Raw genomic sequence first — 18,152 nt, forward strand, 5'->3', positions numbered from 1 at the left:
CGGGTGGGGGTGTTACCGACCTGCGTCATGCTGAATCCTCCTGAAGATCCCAGGAGGGGAAGAACACCACCCGCCGTCGTGGTCTAGACTGGCGTCTCAACGACAGGGGAGCGCCACCGCGGCGCTGAGAGTGCGCGTGAGCGCAGACCCTCGAACCTGATCCGGCTCGTACCGGCGCTAGGGAGTCGAGTATCTCAAGGACCCGCTCGCAACGGCGGGTGGTGTTCTTCCCCTCCTGGGATCTTCAGGAGGATTCAGCATGACGCAGGTCGGTAACACCCCCACCCGTACACCGCGCGCAGGCGGCAACCGCAGCTCGTCGTGGCGGGTCGTGGACATCGTGGTCACCGCCGTGTTGGCCGCGGTGTGCGCCGTGATCTTCTGGATGTGGTCCAACCTCCTGTACCCGGCGGTCTCGGCGGGCACGGTGGCCTACCCGCCGTCCGCGGGCCTCATCGCGGGGGGCTGGCTCGTGGCGGGTACCCTGGGCGCCCTGATCATCCGCAAACCGGGCGCGGCCCTGTTCTGCGAGTTGCTCGCGGCCGTGATCGAGGGCTTCCTGGGTACGCATTTCGGGTGGCTCGTGGTGCTCTCCGGTCTGGTGCAGGGCCTCGGCGTGGAGGTCGTGTTCCTCCTGACCCGCTACCGCCGGTTCGGTCCCGTGACCGCGGCGATCGGCGGGGCGGTGTCCGGGCTGTTCCTGGGCGTGAGCGAGAACATCATGTACAACTTCGAGTGGGCCCTGGACCAGCAGGTCGTCTACGCGGCGCTGACCACGCTCTCCGGGGCCGTGATCGCCGGGCTGCTCATGTGGGCCGTGATGAAGGCCCTGCAGGCCACGGGTGTCCTCGGAGCACTGGCCTCCGGCGCCGTGCGCCGATGACCGCGGAACCGACCGTGCAGCTCACGGGCGCGCGGGTGGTCCTGGAGGGGTTCGGATGGCATCACCCCGGCCGCGAGACGCCCAGTCTGGTGGACCTGGACCTGATCATCGAGCCCGGCGAACGCGTCCTGCTTCTGGGCCCGTCCGGGGCCGGCAAGTCCACGCTCCTGCAGGCACTGGCCGGTGTGGACCAGGACCCTGACGGCCGTTCCGCATCGGGCGGGTTGAGCGTCGCGGGTGTCGACCCGCGCGACGCCCGCGGCACGGTGGGCTTCATGCACCAGGACCCCGAGACGCAGGTGGTCCTCTCGCGCGTGGGGGACGACGTCGCGTTCGGCCTCGAGAACCTCGCCGTCCCCCGCGAACGGATCTGGCCTCGCGTGCGGGAATCGCTCGCGCGCGTGGGCCTGGAGCTTCCTCTCGATCACCCCACCACGGCGCTGTCCGGGGGCCAGAAACAACGTCTCGCGCTCGCCGGGACCCTGGCCATGCGCCCGCGGTTGCTGTTGCTGGACGAACCCACGGCGAGCGTGGACCACGAGGGGGCGCAGCAGTTGTGCCGCGCCGTGGCCGATGCGGTGCGTGAGGACGGGACGACCCTCGTGGTCGTGGAGCACAGGGTGGCCCTGTGGGAACCGGTCGTGGACCGCGTGATCGTGCTGGGCGACGACGGTCGGGTGGCCTTCGACGGCCCCGCGCAGCAGACCCTGCAGGACGCCCGGGAGCTGTTGCAGCACCAGGGGACGTGGGTCCCCGGCTGGGTACCGCGCACTCGCACTCCCGTGCATGCCTTGAAGGGCATGGATCCCGCGGCACGGCGGACAACCTCCTCCACGGAGCCACACGGCAACACGCCACTCGCGGCGTGTTCGGAGAATGCGCGGGCCGCGTCGTCCATGAGAGCTCCGGATGTCGCGGAGTCTGCGCAGGATACGGGTGGTTCCCCCACCGTGTCCGTCGCCATCGCACGGGGCACCACCTTGTTGAGCGCGCGCGACCTCGCCGTGTCCCGGAGCCAACCGGGCCGGCGAGCGCTCGCGCGGCGGCGTCGTCGGGCGCTCACCGCGTGGCGGCGTGGGGAGACGTACCCGGAACCGGATGTGCGCCCGGGGGCCGCGCCGGCGGCGGAGAACATCACCGTGGACGTCCGCGCGGGGCACGCGCTGGCCGTCACGGGCGTCAACGGCGCGGGGAAGTCCACCCTCGCGCTGACCCTCGCCGGACTGCTGCTGCCCGTGCGCGGTACCGTGCGGGCCACGGCCGCCCTCGCGACCGACGCGCCCGCCGATCCCTCCCTGTGGGACGGCGCGGAACTGGTCTCCCGCGTGGGCACCGTGTTCCAGCACCCCGAGCACCAGTTCCTGCGGCCCACGGTGCGCGAGGAACTCGCGTTCGGTCCCCGACAACGACGACGCCGCGCGGGCCGACGCGATGCGCGCGTCACCGACGCGATGGCGGACGCGGACGGCGCCCGGGTGGCCGAGCTGCTGCGACGGCTGCGCCTCGAGGAGCTTGCCGAGGCCAACCCGTTCACCCTGTCCGGCGGGCAGAAGCGGCGACTGTCCGTGGGCACGGTCCTGGCGGCGTCCCCGCGCGTGCTGATCCTGGACGAACCCACGTTCGGTCAGGACGCCCGGACCTGGAAGGAGCTCGTGGACCTGTTGGTCGAGGAGCTGGACGGGGGAACGGCCGTGGTGGTCGTGACCCACGACCGGGATCTGGTCGCGGCCCTGGGCGCGCACGAGCTGAGGCTCGGCTCATGAGCACGGTCGCGAGCGTGCTGCCCACCGTGGCCCGCACGGGATTGCTCGCCCGGACGAATGCCGTGGTGAAACTGCTCGGGGCTCTCGTGATCACGGCGGTGCTCGTGGTCAGCGCGGACCCCGTGACGAGCGGCGTGGCACTCGGGGGACAGCTGATCCTGCTCGCCGCCGCCGGGATCGGTCCTTGGCGGTTGCTCACGACCCTGTGGCCGATCGTGGTGGCCGCATTGATCAGCGGGTGGGGGACCGCGGTGCTCTCACCCGAGGGCGGTCCCGTCCTGCTGCACCTGGGCTGGATCACGATCACCACGGGATCCCTCGCGGCCGGTGGCGCGATCGCCCTGCGTGGGCTCGCGATCGCCCTGCCCGGGATCACCGTGCTGCTCACGACCGACCCCACGGACCTCGCGGACGGTCTCGCCCAAACCCTCAAGCTGCCGGCGCGCTTCGTGCTCGCGGCGCTCGCAGCCCTGCGGCTCGTGGAGGTCATGGTCACCGAGTGGGGTGTGCTCGCGGCGGCCCGGCGCGCCCGCGGTGCGGGGGGAGCGCGGGGCCCGTGGGCCGCTCTCACCGAGTTCGCCGGTCTCGCGTTCACGTTGCTCGTGCAGTCCTTGCGCCGGGCCACGCGCCTGGCCATGACCATGGAGGCGCGCGGTTTCGGGGCGGGTCCGCGCACATGGGCGCGCGTGCCCCGTTTCGGCCGCGTGGACGTGGTCGTGGGGTGTGCCACCGTGCTCATCGCGGTCGCCGCGGTGACGCTGTCCCTGCTCACGGGGGCGCACCGCTTCATCTGGCAGTGATGCGCCGAAGGTGACGGGGGAGCACTCGCGCCCGGGCATGTCGAGACGGGACGGGCGGTGCGGGCGGCGACCAGCCGTGACGCGCTCAGCGCCCCGGGCGGCCCAGCAGGAAGTCCGTAAGGGCCCGGGTGAGCTGCGGGTCCGAGGCCACGGGCCGCCCGTCCACACTCGTCACGGGAACCGCGAGCCGCACGGAGGACGTGAGCCACACGGCGCTCGCCCCAAACAGGTCCTCGGGGTACAGCGGTCCGTAGTCCACGGCCCAGCCGCGCTCGCGGGCGGCGTCGAAGATCCGCGCCTGCGACGTCCCCGGCAGCACCCCGCGGGACGGTTCGGGCGTGAGCAGGGTGGGCGCAGCGCCGTCGTCGTGCCGTGCGCACACCACCGAGGACGTGGCGCCCTCCAGGATCCTGTGGTCCGTGGAGGTCATGAACACGGCGTCCTGCGCGCCGTGGGCGTGGGCGTAGCGCACCGCGGCCATGTTGACCGCGTAGGACAGGGTCTTGACCCCCGGGAGCAGCCACGGCAACCCGGTGTCCTCCGCGGGGTCGTGGCCGCGCTCGAGCAACACCACGGACACCCCCGTGCGCCGGGCGGCGAACGTCCGCTTGGGGACGGGCGCGACCGTGAGCCACGCCCACGGCTGATCACCGGGGACACCGCGGCTGATGCTCAACTTGACCGTGTGCTCCGCCCCGAGATCGGCCGAGGGGTCGCGGGCGCCGGGACCGGCCGCCGCGAGCGCCGCCGTCAGGGCCTCGCGCCACGTATCCGCGGACGGTGCGGGCAATTGGGCGGTCCTCGCGGAATGCCCCAGCCTGACCAGGTGGGCGTCGAGCTTGTACGCGGTGCCGTCCAGGACGTGGAGGGTCTCGAAGACGCCGTCCCCGCGGGTGAGTCCCTGGTCCTCGAGGCTCACGTGGGCCTCATGCGGGTCCACGAGCCGCGGCGGGGCACCGATCGGGGAGATCAGCACGGCCGCGGCGGGTCCGGGTGCTGCGGGGGACGGAGCGGGTGTCCCGGCACCGGGCGAAATCACGGGGTATCCCGCTGTTCCGTGCCCGGTTCCTGGGGTGAGGGTCCGGGGTGGAGGATCTCGGCGGACTCCCACACGGGGTCCTCACCGAGGTACTGCTCCTCCTGCTCCGCCCACACGTCCCAGTACTTCTCGTACGTGGCGCCGTCCCGGTCCAGGGCGCGCTGTTTGCGCTGTGAGGCGGGGAGTTCGACCCACACGGAGACGTCCAACAACGCCCGGGCCTCGCGGTGGCACGCCCCGACGCCCTCCACGAGCACGATCTGAGCGGTGCGGGTCAGACGCGGGGTGCCGGGCTCGTTGGTCAGCCAGTCCCACGCGGTCCAGTGGGCGTCCTCCTCGCGGCGCAGCGGTTCGAGGATCTCACCGCGGTACCGTTCCATGCCCTCGAGCAGTCCGTTCCACCCAGGGTAGATGTCCTCGAGGTGGAAGCTCACGACATCGTGCGAGCGCTCCAGCACCTGCGAGAGTTGCTCGGTCAGCGTGGTCTTGCCCGCTCCGGAACGGCCGTCGATGCCCACGATGAACGGCTTGCGCGTGGGTGGGGGCAGCAACCGTGCGAGGTTAACGCCTTCCGGGTACTGGGCGATCTCGTCGTCCTGGAAACCCTCGTCCGGGGAGATCACCGCGCGTCGATCCGATCCTCGACCCACGAGACCACGCCCGGGGTGGCGGCCGTAATCTGTTCCCACGCGGTGTCGAAGTCGTCCGAACCGCCGTACCATGGGTCGGCGATGTCGAGGCCCGCCTGTGAGTCGGCCACGGCCGGGTCGAAGCTGCGAATGAGCCGGACCTTCCGGGCGTCGTCCGTGGGCAGTCGGCGCTGCAGCTGGTCCCTGTGGGACCGGGTCATGGCGAGGATCAGGTCCGCGTCCGCGAGCTCGACGTCCGTGATCCTGTGTGCCTGATGCTCGGGCAGTTCCAGGTGGTTCCTGTTCAGGACGGTGCGGGCGCGGGGATCCACGGGGTTGCCGTGTTCCTCGTCACTCACGCCCGCCGAGCTGACGCGGACGCGCTGCGCGAGACCGGCGTCGGTGAGCTCGGATCGCAGCAGGGCCTCGGCCATGGGCGAGCGGCAGATGTTGCCGGTGCAAACCGTGACGATGGAGAACATGACCTCCACTGTACGAAAAATCCGTTCCCCGTGAGTGGCCTCAAGGTGTCGAGGAGCCACCCCACGTCTGACGTTCGATGCCCGCGAGCAGCAGTTCCAGGCCCGCGATGTATTCCGAGCGGTCGTCGTGTTCACCGAACGAGTCCAGCATGGCACGCACCACCGGGAGCATCCCCGGCCCCGAACGGCCCGCCCGTTCCAGTTTTTCGTGCACCTGCCGGGCGGATTCCTCCGCGGCGGGCCGGTTGTGACGGTGGGCGATTCCCGCGCCCGTTCCGAACGCGTAGTTGGCCACGGCGAGGGATGCGTAGAACCGCTGTTCGGCGTCGAGCTCCATGCGCTGCAGCAACTGTCCCGTGCATTCCCACGTGCGCAACGCGTTCTCCTCGCTGCGGGTGGTGCTGAGCAGCTGCCCGGCGAGCCACGGGTGCTCGCGCATCTGGGAGAACAGGCACAGGCACAGGCACCGCAGTTCCTCGAGGGCCTGCGCCGTGGCCGCGCTCGTACGGGGATCCGCCCTGGGTGCCGGGAAGGCCTCGAACTCCTCCGGCCCCGGCTCACCGTCCCTGCACAGCGCGTGGAACTGGCCCAGCGCGCGGCCCAGGACCTCGCTCGTGACCAGGGCCATGAGGTCGTCCTTGCCGGTGGTGTACCAGTAGAGACTCGCCACGCCGCTGTTGAGCTTGGTCGCGAGCCCGCGCAGGGTCAGGCGCCGCGACCCCTCGCGGTCCAGTACCGCGATCGAGGTGTCCACGATCGTCTCCAGGGACAGCGACGCACGACGCCGCTGGGCCCGGTTCCCGCTCGCCCCGCCCGTGTCGGGGGCGCCGGGCACGTGCTCGCGCGCGGCGCCCCCGGGCCCGTTTCCCGATGGGCTCATGGGCCGGGGCCGGGAATCGGGATCCGGATCGGGGGATCGTGGTGGGCCGTCGTTCATGCGCACCAACGTACGCAGCGTGGCCGTGCGGGACCAAACGGTGTCCCGGTACGCGAACGCGGGGTGCGCGTCCAATGACGTGCACCCCGCGTTCGGGAGGGGGCCCGGTTCAGCGGGCCATCGGTGTCACTGGTCGTTGCGGTGCTTCGGCGTGGTCTGTTCCCACGGGGCCTCGCCCTCGGGGGTGCCGTCCGCGATGTCGTCGGCGGCCGAGGAGACCCACGCCGACTTGTACGTGAAGTCGGTCTCGTCCCCGTTCTCGTCCGTCTGGCGGTACCACTCGGTGATTGCCGGATCGTGGGAGTCGAAAGTGTTGCCCGCGGCGCGATGACCCTCGGCGTGCTCCACCTGCAGGGCGAAGTTGTCGCCGTGCTCGGCGAGACCCGCGGACACGGCCTTCTCCACGGCGGACACCGCGAAGCGGGTGCGCAGGGTGGCCGGGTCGTTGCGCAGGTCCCGGTAGAGGGCGACCATCATCACGGCCACGATGACCGCGAACGGCAGCGCGGAGACGATCACGAGGTTCTGCATGCCAGCCAGGGCGTCGTCGCCACCCACGAGGAGCATCACGATCGCGATGCCCGCGAGGCACGCACCCCAGAAGATCACGATCCACTTGCTGGGGCTGGGCCGCCCGCGCTGGGTCATGGTGCCCATGACCACGGACGCGGAGTCCGCGCTGGTCACGAAGAAGATGCCGATGACGACCATGGCCAGCACCGAGGTGACGGCCGTGAGCGGGAGCTGGTCGAAGAGTCCGAAGAGCATAGACTCGGCGCCGTTTTCCACGGAGAGGTCCGCCCCGTTCTTCGCGAAGAACATGGCGGAGCCGCCGAAGACGATGAACCACAGGATGCACACGGAGGCCGGGACCACGAGGACCACGGTCACGAACTGGCGGATGGAACGCCCGCGCGAGATCTTGGCGATGAACATGCCCACGAACGGGGACCAGGACAGCCACCACGCCCAGTAGTACACGGTCCAGGTGTTGGAGAACTCGGCGCTGTCAGGACCCCACGCGGCCGACTGTCCGGTCATGAAGAGGTACTCGGAGATATAGGTGGAGAACGTGGAGGGGATCAGCGTGAGCAGGAAGACGGTGGGGCCCACGAAGAACACGAACAGCGCGAGCACGAAGGCCAGCGTCAGGTTGATGTTCGAGAGGTAACGGATACCCCGGGAGACGCCGGACACGGCCGAGATGACGAAGCACACGGACAGCGCGGCGATGATCCCGATCAGGGCGTTGTTGCCCAGCGGGCCGATCCCGCCCAAGATCGTGATGCCCGAACCGATCTGCATGGCGCCCACGCCGAGCGAGGCGGCGGTGCCGAAGAGGGTTGCGAAGATCGCGAAGACGTCGATGAGCTTGCCCAGGGGCCCGTCCACGCGCTTGTGGCCGAGCAACGAAGTGAACACCCGCGAGATCAGGGGTGCGCGCCCGCGGCGGTAGGCGCCGTAGGCCACGGAGACACCGACGACGGCGTAGATCGCCCACGGGTTCAGGGCCCAGTGGAACGCGGACTGCACCAGGGAGTAGACCACCATGGAGTCCTGGCCTGGCTCGGCGACGTGCGAGAAGCCGGGGATGCCGCCCTCGAAGTAGGACATGGGCTCGAACGCCCCGTAGAACATCAGGCCGATGCCCATGCCCGCGGCGAAGAGCATCGCGAGCCACGAGAAGAACGAGTACTCGGGTTCCTCGTCGTCACGGCCGAGCTTGATCCGCCCGGTGCGCGTAAAACCGATGAACAGCATGAACAGCACCGCCGCGGTGGACAACAGGATGAAGAACCACCCCGTGTTGGCCGTGACCCACGCGAGCGCGGTGCTCGACACGCTCGTGAGGCTGTCGGTGTCCAGGATGCCCCACAGGATGAAGCCCACGATCAGCAGGGCGGTGACGATGAAGACGGCCTTGTCGGTGCCGAAGCGCACCTTGCGGTCCTCCACGCCCACACCGGGGACGAGCGCGGGGTGGATGCCGTGCGGGTAGGTGAGCTCGTCGATGATCTGACGGGACCTGCTGCGCGCGGTCGATCCCTGGGTGGCGTGGTCGTGGGGCGGGGTGGTCGATGGTTCTCGGTCCGTGGAATGCGGTGGCGTGCTCAAGACAGTTCTCCTGACTGCGGCGGTGGGTGATCGGTGAGCTCGTGTGGTGCGGTGGCGCTCCTGGAGGGGTCGGGGTCAGTGCGGGCCCGGCACGTTTCGCCCTGGGCGTACAAACTCATCAGTGTAACGCGGCTAAGTGTCCACCCCCGAATTGCTGTGGAATTCCCGGCAGCTCGGGCGAGACGCGGTGTGCAGATACTTGAGCCGTTGCGACTCAACTTAGGTTGACAGGGGTAGCTCAAGGTGTAAACTTGAGTCTCGAAAGCTCAAGTCTTAAAGGTTCACGGACCGGCCGCGTCGGCGCCCCTCCGGACCGCATCGGAACAACGAAGGGATAGAACATGTCTCGTGCAGTAGGAATCGACCTCGGTACCACTAACTCCGTGGTATCCGTACTGGAAGGCGGCGAGCCCGTCGTCATTGCGAACGCCGAGGGCAACCGCACCACCCCGTCCGTTGTCGCCTTCTCCAAGGACGGCGAGACCCTCGTGGGCGACGTGGCCAAGCGCCAGGCCGTGACCAACGTGGACCGCACCGTGGCCTCCGTGAAGCGCCACATGGGCACGGACTGGACCACCGAGATCGACGGCAAGAAGTACACCCCGCAGGAGATCTCCGCCCGTACGCTCATGAAGCTCAAGGCGGACGCCGAGTCCTACCTGGGCGACACGGTCACGGACGCCGTGATCACTGTTCCCGCGTACTTCAACGACGCCGAGCGCCAGGCCACCAAGGAGGCCGGTGAGATCGCCGGCATGAACGTGCTGCGCATCGTCAACGAGCCCACCGCCGCGGCCCTGGCATACGGTCTGGAGAAGGGCAAGGAGGACGAGCTCATCCTGGTCTTCGACCTCGGTGGCGGCACGTTCGACGTCTCCCTGCTGGAGGTCGGCAAGGACGAGGACGACTTCTCCACCATCCAGGTCCGCGCCACCGCCGGTGACAACCGCCTCGGTGGCGACGACTGGGACCAGCGCATCGTGGACTGGCTGCTGGAGCAGGTGAAGTCCAAGACCGGTGCGGACCTGTCCAAGGACAAGATCGCCCTGCAGCGCTTGAAGGAGGCGGCCGAGCAGGCCAAGAAGGAACTGTCCTCCGCGACGTCCACGACCATCTCCCTGCAGTACCTGTCCGTGACCCCCGAGGGCCCCGTGCACCTGGACGAGAAGCTCTCCCGTGCCAAGTTCGAGGACCTCACCAAGGACCTGCTGGCCCGCACCGAGAAGCCGTTCAAGGACGTCATCTCCGAGGCCGGGATCAATGTCTCCGACATCGACCACGTGGTGCTCGTGGGTGGTTCCACCCGTATGCCCGCCGTGGTCGAGAAGGTCACCGAGCTCGCGGGTAAGGCCCCCAACAAGGGCGTGAACCCGGACGAGGTCGTGGCCATCGGCGCCGCGATCCAGGCCGGTGTGCTCAAGGGCGACCGCAAGGACGTGCTGCTGATCGACGTGACCCCGCTGTCGCTGGGCATCGAGACCAAGGGCGGCGTGATGACCAAGCTCATCGAGCGCAACACGGCCATCCCCACCAAGCGGTCCGAGACCTTCACCACCGCGGAGGACAACCAGCCGTCCGTGTCCATCCAGGTCTTCCAGGGCGAGCGCGAGTTCACCCGGGACAACAAGAACCTGGGCACGTTCGAGCTCACGGGCATCGCCCCGGCCCCGCGCGGCATGCCGCAGATCGAGGTCACGTTCGACATCGACGCGAATGGCATCGTGCACGTGTCCGCGAAGGACAAGGGCACGGGCAAGGAACAGTCCATGACCATCACGGGCGGTACCTCGCTGTCCAAGGAGGACATCGACCGCATGGTCAAGGACGCCGAGGCAAACGCCGACGCGGACAAGCAGCGCCGTGAAGCCGCCGACCGTCGCAACAACGCGGAACAGCAGGCGTACTCCGTGGAGAAGCTGCTCAATGACGACGAGGGCAAGATCCCCGAGGACGTCAAGACCGAGGTCCAGGCCGACGTCGACGCCGTGAAGTCCGCCCTCGAGGGCGACGACGACGACGCCGTGAAGACCGCGTTCGAGAAGTTGCAGGCCTCCCAGACCAAGATCGGTGAGGCGCTGTACGCCCAGGCCCAGAGCGAGAGTGCCGCCGGTGCCCAGCCGGGTGCCGAGGGTGCTCAGGGTGCGCAGGCCAAGGACGACGACGACATCGTCGACGCCGAGGTCGTGGACGACGAAGACGGTAAGAACGGGAGGAAGTGAGCATGAGCGATTCCGAGAACACCAAGGGTCACGGCGAGTCCGTGCCGGAGGACCCGGATCATTCAGCTCAGGACTCCACCGGCACCGAGCGTTCCGAGGGCGGTGAGGGGCTGACCGTGGACGACATCCTGGACACCCCTCAGTCCCAGGACGCCCAGGCCGGGGACACGCAGGCCGCGGACGCGGCGTCGTCGCAGGACGACGCCGCCCCGGCGGGCGAGTCCGCCGCGCAGAAGCTCGCGGACGAGCGCCTCGAGGACCTGCGTCGGCTGCAGGCGGAGTTCGTGAACTTCAAGAACCGCACCGCGCGGGAGAAGGATCAGCTGCGGGACTTCGTCTCCGGCGAGATGATCACCGCGCTGCTGCCGGTCCTGGACGACGTCGACGCCGCTCGCAAGGCCGGGGACCTCGAGGACGGCCCGTTCGCCGCGATCGCGACCAAGCTCGAGGACGCCCTGGGCAAGAAGGGTCTCACCCGGATCGGGGAGGTGGGGGAGGTCTTCGACCCCACCGTCCACGAGGCCGTGCTGCAGCAACCCACCGACGAGGTGGAACCGGACCACGTGTCCATGGTGCTGCGCTCGGGCTTCCGTGTGGGCGCTCGAGTGGTCCGGGCGGCCCAGGTGGCCGTGGCCACGAAGCCGTAACGCAAGAAATTCCTCGGGGCGGGTCCGCATGACGGGACCCGCCCCGAGTCACACAGGGAAGTACCAGGAGGAAGGAGGCGTCATGGCCAGTCAGGACTGGATCGACAAAGATTTCTACACTGTCCTGGGCGTCTCCAAGGACGCATCCCAGGCGGACATCAAGAAGGCTTACCGCAAGCTGGCCCGCAAGTACCACCCGGACCAGAACCCGGGGGATGCGGCCGCGGAGAAGAAGTTCAAGGACATCACCGAGGCCAATTCGGTGCTGTCGGACCCCGAGGAACGCAAACAGTACGACGCGATCCGGGCCATGGGTTCCGGGGCGCGGTTCACCGCCGGTGGCCCCGGTGGCGCGAGCAACGCTGGCGGCGCCGGGTTCGAGGACCTCTTCGGGGGTCTGTTCAACGGCGGCGGTGGCCGCAGGAGCTACTCCACCTCCGGGGGTGGCGGGTTCGAGGACCTGTTCGCGCAGTTCGGCGGCCAGGGCGGCAATTCGCGGTTCGGCGGGGGCTTCAGTGGCGGCCAGGGCGGATTCGGCGGGGGTCAGGGCGGATTCGGTGGCTACCAGGCACCGCCCGCCAAGGGTGAGGACATCCACACCACGACCACGATCCCGCTGCGTTCCGCGTACAACGGCACCACGGTGAAACTGCGCCGGGGCAACGGCCAGTCCACCACGGTGCGCGTGCCCAAGGGCGTCAAGGATGGGCAGCGATTGAAGATCGCGGGCAAGGGACACTCGGGGCCCGGTGGCCACGGGGACCTGTTCGTGACCGTCAAGGTCAAGGAGCACCCGTTCTTCACCCGCGAGGGCCAGGACGTGCACGTGGACATCCCGGTGACCGCTGCGGAGGCCGGACTCGGGACCACCGTGCAGGTGCCCACGCTGGACGAGGGCCACGTGACCGTGCGGGTCCCCGCGGGGACGTCGTCCGGGCACCGGATGCGTGTCAAGGGCAAGGGCTTCACGTCCGGGTCCACCACGGGCAACATGATCGTGACGGTGCAGATCCAGTTCCCGGCAGACCTGGACGATGCCGCACGGGAAGCACTGCAGGAGTTCGCGCGGGCCACCGAGGACTTCGACCCCCGCGCGAACCTGAGCGAGGAGGCGGCGCTCTGACATGGCCATCGACTTCACCCAGCCAGTGTTCGTGATCTCGGTGGCCGCGGAGCTCGCGGACATGCACCCCCAGACTCTGCGCCAGTACGACCGCATGGGTCTCGTGACCCCGTCCCGGGCCTCCGGGCGGGCCCGCCGGTACTCCCAGCTGGACGTGCAGAAACTGCGTCAGATCCAGGAGCTCTCCCAGGAGGGCGTGTCCCTCGAAGGGATCAAGCGCATCATCCAGCTCGAGAACCAGGTGCAGGCGCTGCAGACCCGGGTCACGGAACTGTCCGAGGAACTCGAACGGGAGCGCCGGGCGCGGCAGGAGCGGGACATGATTTTCACCGCCGGTTCCGCCGGGGATGTGGTGCGCATGGCCCGTGGCACCCGGCGCTCACCCCGCAAGGTGTCCCAGGCTCTCATGCTCTACCGCCCGGCCAAGCCCGAGGCTGCGGCCACCGGCCGGGATGCCATACTGGGCCGGGATACGGCCCCGGGCCGGGACGCGGCGTCCGCGCGGCGGGATGCGACGTCGTCGTCGACCACGAAGCTGCGCGGCTCGCAGAAGTAGACGACCCGCGAACGGCGAGATCCCCGCGGCTCCTCTCGGGAAGGGCCGCAGGGATCTCGTCATCCGGGGTACCGGGAAGGACTACTCCTGGATCGTGTTGCCGTCGAAGAAGTCGTCCGTGGTGGCGTTGGGGTGCTTGGCCAGCGGGGTCACCTTGACGTTCATGTACGCGAACATGGGGAACCCGGACAGGACGGTCTGCAGCTCGTCGTTGTCCTCGACGTCGTAGATCGAGTAGTTGGCGTATTCGCCCACCACGCGCCAGATGCCCTTCAAGACACCCGTGCGCTGGAGTTCACCGGAGTAGGCCTTCTCGCGGTGCTGGTAATCAGCCTTGGTCTCGTCGGTCATCGATTCCGGGAAGACCACGTCCATGCGGGCCAGGAACAACATGCGGGGCTACTTTCTCTGGGGGTCCGTGGAGGGTGCGTCGGGTTCCACCCTAGGCGCTGCCGCGCGCTCGCCGGGGTGTACGACGTCGTGCGAATCGGTAAACTCGCCCGTCTCGTAGTCGTAGGCCACGGGGTTGCCGTCCTCGTCCGTGCGCCGGTACCACTCGGTGACCTCCGGGGCGCTCGAGTCGAAGTCCGCGCCCGCCGCCCACTTGCTGTCCGGGGCGCGCTCCACCGAGAACGTGAAGTCGTCCCCGTACTCGTCGATGCCGTGGCGCACGGACTTGTCCACGGCCCAGCGCGAGTACTGCTCGCGGATGACCATGGGGTCCCGGCGCAGGTCCTTGTGGAAGGCCACGGCCATGACGAACATGATCAGCGTGAACGGCAGGGCCGTGACGGTGATCAGGTTCTGCAGACCCGTGAGCGCGTTCTGTCCGCCGATCAACAACATCACCACGGCGATCCCGGCCATGCACAGTCCCCAGAACACGGTGATCCGCCGCTTGGGGTTTGGGTTGCCCCGCTGGGACATCTGGGACGTCACCACGGAGGCGGAGTCCGCGGTGGTGATGAAGAAGATGGCCAGCATGAGCACCACGATTCCCGCCATGATGCCGGCCGCGGGCATGCCGTCCAGGACGGTGAAGAAGATCTCTTCCGGGGCCGGCAGGGTCTGCGCGGTGCCGTCCGGGGCGATCGCGTGGTCCTGCATCTGCTGGTGGATGGCGGTCCCGCCGAGCACCGTGAAGGCCATCACCACGATGGACGAGGGGATGAACAGCACCCCCAGGATGAACTGACGGATGGTGCGGCCCCGGGAGATCTTGGCCACGAAGACCCCCACGAAGGGTGCCCAGGAGACCCACCAGGCCCAGTAGAACGTGGTCCACGAGGACAGGAACGCCTGCATCTCGGGGCCGTCCGACATGGACGCGGACAGCATGGTGGGCAGCTCGGCGAAGTACGTGACGATCACGGAGGGCACGAAGTTGAGCAGGAACGCGGTGGGTCCCAGGACGAAGAAGAACAGTGCCAGACCCACGGCGAGGACCATGTTGATGTTGGACAACCATCGGATCCCGCGGGCCACGCCCGAGACCGCCGAGGCGATGAACCCCGCGGTGAGCACCGCGATGATGACGACCGCCGCGGCGTTGCCCGAGGGGCCCAGACCCGTGAAGATCTCCACACCGCGCCCGATCTGCAGGGCACCGATGCCCAGGGACGCCGCGGTGCCGAACAGGGTGGCCAGGATCGCCAGGATGTCGATGATCCGGCCGGCCAGGTTGTCGGTGTTGCCGTTGTGGAAGAACGGTGCGAACACGGAACTCATGAGTGGAACGCGTCCGCGCCGGTAGGACGTGTAGGCCACCGCCACGCCCACGAGACCGTAGATGGCCCACGCGTTGAGCCCCCAGTGCAGCGCGGCCTGCGCGGAGGCCTTCTTCATGGCGTCCACCGTGCCGGGGTCTGCGGAACCCGGGCGCGGGGACAGGAAGTAGGTCATGGGCTCGAAAGGGCCGAAGAAGATGATCCCGATCCCGATCCCCGCCGCGAACAGCATGGCCGCCCACGACGCCGTGGAGTACTCGGGCCGGTCCCCGTCCAGGCCCAGCGGGATCCGCCCGTAGCGGGACACCGCGATGTACAGCAGGTAGAGCAGCAGCCCGATCGCCAGGACGTTGAACGCCCACCCCATGTTGAGCATCGTCCAGTTCAGCGCCGCACCGGACACGGCCGTGAGTGACGCGGTGTCCACGACACCCCACCCGATGAACGCGACGATCAACCCGCCGGCCACGCCCACCACGATCTTGTCGATTCCGTAGCGCACCTTCTGGTCCTCCACGGACACGCCAGGCACCACGGCCGGGTGGATGTTGTGGGGGTAGTTGATCTCGTCGAGGAACGAGCGCGTGGCGTCCTTGCGGTTCGCCGGTTTGCGGGCGCCCCCGCGCGGCGAGGGCTCGGGCTCCGCGTCCGACGGGTGGGACGGTCGTGTACTGGAGGACACCGGGACTCCTGCGGGTCGGTCGGTCAGGGACCTTCCCACAATAGGCCCCCGGACCGGTTCGTCCCCGGGTCCGGCTAACGACGACGGTAGGTCAGGTCCCGCGGGATCCGCCCGGCTTCCGTGGCTTTGCGTTCGAAACTCGTGAGGATCCGGCCCTCCCAGCGCGGGGCCCACCCGGCGTCCGGGTGCTCGTCGTCCGTGAGCGGACCCGGATGCACGTTCTCGAAGTCCGCGTCCGCGCCGTTCAAGACCTCGCGCATCACCACCGCGTACTCCTGCCAGTCTGTGGCCAACCGCCACAGTCCACCCGGTTCCAGGACGCGGGCGGCCAGTTCGGCGAAACCGGGGGAGACCAGGCGCCGCTTGTGGTGGCGGGTCTTGTGCCACGGGTCCGGGAAGAAGACCCACAGTTCGTGCACGGAACCGGGTTCCAGCATGTGCTCGAGCACCTCGGGGGCGTTGGCCTGCGCCACGCGCACGTTGGTCACACCGGCCTGGGCGGCCTTCATGAGTAGATCCGCCACACCGGGCTTGTAGACCTCCACGGCCAGGTGGTCCAGCTCCGGGTGGGCCGCCGCATGGGCCACGATGGCCTCGCCCAGGCCCGAGCCCACCTCCACGACGACCGGCGCCACGCGGCCGAACACGGCCTCCCGGTCCAGGCGGTAGCCGGGATCCACGGACGTGTCGGTCATGACGCGGGGGATGTCCAGGACCCACTCGCCCGCATGCTCGTCCCACGCCTTCTGGCGCTTGGGGGACAACCGGTCACCGCGGCGCACGAACGAGTACGGTTGCCGCGGGAACGCCACGCCCGCGGGGGCACCGCCGGTCGCCGCGGCGGGACCCGCGGGAGCGTCGTCGCCTGTCGGAGCGGCGTCGTTCGTCGGGGTGGCATCGGCATCGGTGTGCTCGGATGACGACGGCGCGGCACCGGCGGCACGGGCCTCGGCGGGCTGTTCGGTGCGGTGTTCGGGGGCCGGGGACGCCTCCGGGGCGCTGCCCGGGGAGTCCGGGAGAGCCGCGTCGTGCGCGGACGTGTCAGGGGTGCGATCGCTGGATTCCATCGTGGATCATCCTAGGCGCGGGGGGCGTCACAGGAGGGGATCGGGTGACCCCCGGCACCTACTATTTGAACAGCCCGCCCACCCCTCAGCGCCCAGGCGCGTGCCAGGAGAGCCCGCATGACCCAGAACCCCGCGTTCCCCGAGCCCGGTCGCAGCAGGCTGGGATTGAGCCCGCGCCTGGACTGGATCGTGCTCGTGGGCGCCCTGGGCATCCTCTCCGCCGTGAGCCCGCTGGCCACGGACATGTACCTCGCGTCCATGCCGGAGATGGGCGAGTGGTTCGGCTCCCCGGCCAGCATGATCCAGCTGACCCTCACCGCGTACATGGTGGGCATGGCTCTGGGTCAATTCCTGCTGGGCCCGCTCTCGGACGTGCTGGGGCGGCACAAACTCATGGTCACGGGGAACCTGATCTTCCTGCTCGCGTCCGTGGGGATCATCGTGGCCCCGGACATCCACTGGGTGCTCGCCCTGCGGTTCGTGCAGGGTCTCGCCGGGGCGGCGGGCGTGGTGATCGCCCGGGCCGTGGTTTCGGACATCGCCCATGGCCACCGCGCGGCCCAGCTGTACTCGGTGCTCGCGCTCATCACGTCCCTGGCACCCGTGGTCGCACCGCTCGCGGGCGGTGTGATCGCGACCGTGGCCGACTGGCGTGTGGTGTTCTGGGTGCTCGCGATCTTCGGGGCCGTGATGCTCGCGTGCTCCGTGTTCATCGTGCCGGAGACCCTCCCGCCGGGGCAGCGCTCGCGGGGCGGGCTGGGGCGCATCCTGCGCAACGCCGGGCAGGTGATCAGTGATCGGCACTTCACGCTCTACGCCCTGAGCTTCGCCTTCGCGTTCGGTGCGCTGTTCTCCTACATCTCCGCGTCCTCGTTCGTGATCCAGAACGTGCTGGGCTTCAGCGCCCTGGTCTACTCCGTGATCTTCGCGATCAACGCGTGCGGTTCGATCACCATGGGAGTGGTCAACACCAAGCTCGTGGGCAGTCGGGACCCCTCCTCCCTGTTGCTCGTGGGGGTCACGGGACTCGCAACCTTCTCCGTGCTCAACATGGTCCTGGTGCTGCTGGGCGTGGTCGGAGCGATCACCCTGGTGTTGTTGTTCCTGGCCCAGTCCTGCATGGGACTCGTCCTGGGCAACGCCGTGGCTATGGCCCAGCGCCAGGCCCAACGGCTGCGCCTCTCCGGCACAGGTTCCGCCGTGGTGGGCATGGCCCAGTTCATCCTGGCCGGGCTCGTCACGCCCCTCACGGGCCTCGGCGGGGAGTACACCGCGGTGCCCATGGCGCTGAGCATGGCGGCATGCGCCGTGATCTCCGTGGGACTGGTCCTCACGGCGCGCCGGCAGGGGACGCCCCTCCGGTGAACCACCCGGCGCTGCAACGTCGTTCGTCGGGCGGACGTCCCGGCCGCGTCGTCCGGAGGGCGAATGTCCCGACCCGGCGGTGTCGCCCGTCGGGTGAATGCCCGGACCCGGCGGCGTC

Annotated in this window: 16 protein-coding genes and 1 riboswitch; of the genes, 8 read left to right on the top strand and 8 right to left on the bottom strand. The window is 69.2% G+C overall.

Annotated elements, in window-relative coordinates; translation table 11 throughout:
- Positions 1–94 precede the first annotated feature (94 nt).
- A riboswitch (TPP riboswitch) is annotated at positions 95–201 on the top strand.
- Positions 202–259: 58 nt separating this feature from the next.
- The 3 genes from A5728_RS06800 to A5728_RS06810 are packed head-to-tail and all read left to right on the top strand — an operon-like array spanning position 260 to position 3,446.
- Positions 260–883 carry an ECF transporter S component gene (locus tag A5728_RS06800; RefSeq protein ID WP_035964079.1) on the top strand — a complete coding sequence of 208 codons (624 nt, stop codon included), beginning with the start codon at positions 260–262 and terminating at the stop codon, positions 881–883.
- Positions 880–2,646: an ABC transporter ATP-binding protein gene (locus A5728_RS06805; protein ID WP_064846329.1), complete on the top strand. Its 1,767-nt coding sequence runs from the start codon at positions 880–882 to the stop codon at positions 2,644–2,646. Before A5728_RS06800 ends, A5728_RS06805 begins: the two co-directional genes overlap by 4 nt.
- Positions 2,643–3,446 carry an energy-coupling factor transporter transmembrane protein EcfT gene (locus A5728_RS06810; protein ID WP_064846330.1) on the top strand — a complete coding sequence of 268 codons (804 nt, stop codon included), beginning with the start codon at positions 2,643–2,645 and terminating at the stop codon, positions 3,444–3,446. Before A5728_RS06805 ends, A5728_RS06810 begins: the two co-directional genes overlap by 4 nt.
- A gap of 85 nt (positions 3,447–3,531) precedes the next feature.
- On the opposite strand, the gene A5728_RS06815 is transcribed toward A5728_RS06810, so the two are convergent.
- The 5 genes from A5728_RS06815 to A5728_RS06835 all read right to left on the bottom strand — a co-directional run bounded on the left by A5728_RS06815 (position 3,532) and on the right by A5728_RS06835 (position 8,648).
- Positions 3,532–4,485 carry an aminotransferase class IV gene (locus A5728_RS06815; RefSeq protein ID WP_231885548.1) on the bottom strand — a complete coding sequence of 318 codons (954 nt, stop codon included), beginning with the start codon at positions 4,483–4,485 and terminating at the stop codon, positions 3,532–3,534.
- Positions 4,482–5,108 (bottom strand): hypothetical protein, encoded by a 627-nt coding sequence (locus A5728_RS06820; protein WP_064846331.1) that lies wholly within the window; start codon positions 5,106–5,108, stop codon positions 4,482–4,484. The genes A5728_RS06815 and A5728_RS06820 overlap by 4 nt, the downstream gene beginning before the upstream one ends.
- On the bottom strand, positions 5,105–5,596 hold the full coding sequence (locus A5728_RS06825) for a low molecular weight protein-tyrosine-phosphatase (RefSeq protein WP_064846375.1): 492 nt from the start codon (positions 5,594–5,596) through the stop codon (positions 5,105–5,107). Before A5728_RS06825 ends, A5728_RS06820 begins: the two co-directional genes overlap by 4 nt.
- 40 nt (positions 5,597–5,636) lie before the next feature.
- Entirely contained in the window at positions 5,637–6,476 is an 840-nt protein-coding gene (locus A5728_RS06830; protein ID WP_082943304.1) for a TetR/AcrR family transcriptional regulator, read from the bottom strand.
- Between the two features lie 183 nt (positions 6,477–6,659).
- Positions 6,660–8,648 (bottom strand): BCCT family transporter, encoded by a 1,989-nt coding sequence (locus A5728_RS06835; RefSeq protein ID WP_064846332.1) that lies wholly within the window; start codon positions 8,646–8,648, stop codon positions 6,660–6,662.
- A gap of 341 nt (positions 8,649–8,989) precedes the next feature.
- Here A5728_RS06835 and dnaK point away from each other — a divergent pair, with 341 nt between their 5' ends.
- The 4 genes from dnaK (at position 8,990) to A5728_RS14775 (ending at position 13,193) form a co-directional block, all read left to right on the top strand.
- Positions 8,990–10,867, top strand: a complete 1,878-nt coding sequence (gene dnaK, locus A5728_RS06840) for a molecular chaperone DnaK (protein WP_064846333.1) — start codon at positions 8,990–8,992, stop codon at positions 10,865–10,867.
- A complete protein-coding gene (locus A5728_RS06845; RefSeq protein ID WP_064846334.1) occupies positions 10,864–11,514 on the top strand; it encodes a nucleotide exchange factor GrpE in 651 nt (216 codons plus the stop codon). The genes dnaK and A5728_RS06845 overlap by 4 nt, the downstream gene beginning before the upstream one ends.
- A gap of 82 nt (positions 11,515–11,596) precedes the next feature.
- The gene (locus A5728_RS06850) at positions 11,597–12,637 is read left to right on the top strand and encodes a DnaJ C-terminal domain-containing protein (RefSeq protein ID WP_064846335.1); all 1,041 of its coding nucleotides are present in this window, start codon (positions 11,597–11,599) and stop codon (positions 12,635–12,637) included.
- Position 12,638: 1 nt separating this feature from the next.
- Entirely contained in the window at positions 12,639–13,193 is a 555-nt protein-coding gene (locus A5728_RS14775; protein WP_082943299.1) for a heat shock protein transcriptional repressor HspR, read from the top strand.
- A gap of 81 nt (positions 13,194–13,274) precedes the next feature.
- Here A5728_RS14775 and catC read toward each other — a convergent pair whose 3' ends face one another.
- From catC to trmB, 3 genes are all read right to left on the bottom strand, one after another.
- Positions 13,275–13,586: a muconolactone Delta-isomerase gene (gene catC, locus A5728_RS06860; RefSeq protein ID WP_035964097.1), complete on the bottom strand. Its 312-nt coding sequence runs from the start codon at positions 13,584–13,586 to the stop codon at positions 13,275–13,277.
- A gap of 6 nt (positions 13,587–13,592) precedes the next feature.
- Positions 13,593–15,602 carry a BCCT family transporter gene (locus A5728_RS06865; RefSeq protein WP_082943300.1) on the bottom strand — a complete coding sequence of 670 codons (2,010 nt, stop codon included), beginning with the start codon at positions 15,600–15,602 and terminating at the stop codon, positions 13,593–13,595.
- A 74-nt stretch (positions 15,603–15,676) separates the two neighbouring features.
- A complete protein-coding gene (trmB, locus tag A5728_RS06870) occupies positions 15,677–16,669 on the bottom strand; it encodes a tRNA (guanosine(46)-N7)-methyltransferase TrmB (protein WP_231885549.1) in 993 nt (330 codons plus the stop codon).
- Between the two features lie 117 nt (positions 16,670–16,786).
- Here trmB and A5728_RS06875 point away from each other — a divergent pair, with 117 nt between their 5' ends.
- Positions 16,787–18,034 (top strand): multidrug effflux MFS transporter, encoded by a 1,248-nt coding sequence (locus A5728_RS06875; RefSeq protein WP_082943301.1) that lies wholly within the window; start codon positions 16,787–16,789, stop codon positions 18,032–18,034.
- The last annotated feature ends 118 nt before the right edge of the window (positions 18,035–18,152 follow it).

The organism is Kocuria sp. ICS0012, from assembly GCF_001665945.1.
GTDB lineage: Bacteria > Actinomycetota > Actinomycetes > Actinomycetales > Micrococcaceae > Kocuria > Kocuria marina.

Coding starts and splice junctions, on each gene's coding strand:
- dnaK (WP_064846333.1), top strand. CDS start 8,990: ATGTCTCGTGCAGTAGGAATCGACCTCGGTACCACTAACTCCGTGGTA.
- A5728_RS06805 (WP_064846329.1), top strand. CDS start 880: ATGACCGCGGAACCGACCGTGCAGCTCACGGGCGCGCGGGTGGTCCTG.
- A5728_RS14775 (WP_082943299.1), top strand. CDS start 12,639: ATGGCCATCGACTTCACCCAGCCAGTGTTCGTGATCTCGGTGGCCGCG.
- A5728_RS06810 (WP_064846330.1), top strand. CDS start 2,643: ATGAGCACGGTCGCGAGCGTGCTGCCCACCGTGGCCCGCACGGGATTG.
- A5728_RS06800 (WP_035964079.1), top strand. CDS start 260: ATGACGCAGGTCGGTAACACCCCCACCCGTACACCGCGCGCAGGCGGC.
- A5728_RS06825 (WP_064846375.1), bottom strand. CDS start 5,596: ATGTTCTCCATCGTCACGGTTTGCACCGGCAACATCTGCCGCTCGCCC.
- trmB (WP_231885549.1), bottom strand. CDS start 16,669: ATGGAATCCAGCGATCGCACCCCTGACACGTCCGCGCACGACGCGGCT.
- A5728_RS06850 (WP_064846335.1), top strand. CDS start 11,597: ATGGCCAGTCAGGACTGGATCGACAAAGATTTCTACACTGTCCTGGGC.
- A5728_RS06875 (WP_082943301.1), top strand. CDS start 16,787: ATGACCCAGAACCCCGCGTTCCCCGAGCCCGGTCGCAGCAGGCTGGGA.
- catC (WP_035964097.1), bottom strand. CDS start 13,586: ATGTTGTTCCTGGCCCGCATGGACGTGGTCTTCCCGGAATCGATGACC.
- A5728_RS06830 (WP_082943304.1), bottom strand. CDS start 6,476: ATGAGCCCATCGGGAAACGGGCCCGGGGGCGCCGCGCGCGAGCACGTG.